This window comes from Enterobacter cloacae complex sp. SYL003, assembly GCF_049236925.1.
Classification (GTDB): Bacteria; Pseudomonadota; Gammaproteobacteria; order Enterobacterales; family Enterobacteriaceae; genus Enterobacter; species Enterobacter intestinihominis.
Genome location: NZ_JBMKJK010000060.1, coordinates 1 through 1,198 on the forward strand (window position 1 = coordinate 1; position 1,198 = coordinate 1,198).

General features: G+C 52.8%; 1 protein-coding gene. It reads left to right on the forward strand.

Features of this window, described 5'->3' with window-relative positions:
- Positions 1-71: 71 nt before the first annotated feature.
- Positions 72-1,052, forward strand: coding sequence for an IS5-like element IS5 family transposase (locus ACOT1A_RS24550; RefSeq protein WP_000019402.1), 981 nt, complete (start codon positions 72-74; stop codon positions 1,050-1,052).
- Positions 1,053-1,198: the final 146 nt, after the last annotated feature.

Below are 1,198 nucleotides of genomic sequence, written 5' to 3' on the forward strand. Positions count from 1 at the left end.
TAAGGAAGGTGCGAACAAGTCCCTGATATGAGATCATGTTTGTCATCTGGAGCCATGGAACAGGGTTCATCATGAGTCATCAACTTACCTTCGCCGACAGTGAATTCAGCAGTAAGCGCCGTCAGACCAGAAAAGAGATTTTCTTGTCCCGCATGGAGCAGATTCTGCCATGGCAAAACATGGTGGAAGTCATCGAGCCGTTTTACCCCAAGGCTGGTAATGGCCGGCGACCTTATCCGCTGGAAACCATGCTACGCATTCACTGCATGCAGCATTGGTACAACCTGAGCGATGGCGCGATGGAAGATGCTCTGTACGAAATCGCCTCCATGCGTCTGTTTGCCCGGTTATCCCTGGATAGCGCCTTGCCTGACCGCACCACCATCATGAATTTCCGCCACCTGCTGGAGCAGCATCAACTGGCCCGCCAATTGTTCAAGACCATCAATCGCTGGCTGGCCGAAGCAGGCGTCATGATGACTCAAGGCACCTTGGTCGATGCCACCATCATTGAGGCACCCAGCTCGACCAAGAACAAAGAGCAGCAACGCGATCCGGAGATGCATCAGACCAAGAAAGGCAATCAATGGCACTTTGGCATGAAGGCCCACATTGGTGTCGATGCCAAGAGTGGCCTGACCCACAGCCTAGTCACCACCGCGGCCAACGAGCATGACCTCAATCAGCTGGGTAATCTGCTGCATGGAGAGGAGCAATTTGTCTCAGCCGATGCCGGCTACCAAGGGGCGCCACAGCGCGAGGAGCTGGCCGAGGTGGATGTGGACTGGCTGATCGCCGAGCGCCCCGGCAAGGTAAGAACCTTGAAACAGCATCCACGCAAGAACAAAACGGCCATCAACATCGAATACATGAAAGCCAGCATCCGGGCCAAGGTGGAGCACCCATTTCGCATCATCAAGCGACAGTTCGGCTTCGTGAAAGCCAGATACAAGGGGTTGCTGAAAAACGATAACCAACTGGCGATGTTATTCACGCTGGCCAACCTGTTTCGGGCGGACCAAATGATACGTCAGTGGGAGAGATCTCACTAAAAACTGGGGATAACGCCTTAAATGGCGAAGAAACGGTCTAAATAGGCTGATTCAAGGCATTTACGAGAGAAAAAATCGGCTCAAACATGAAGAAATGAAATGACTGAGTCAGCCGAGAAGAATTTCCCCGCTTATTCGCACCTTCC

Excerpts from the sequence above, each read along its gene's own strand:
- ACOT1A_RS24550 (WP_000019402.1), top strand. The coding sequence starts at position 72 with ATGAGTCATCAACTTACCTTCGCCGACAGTGAATTCAGCAGTAAGCGC.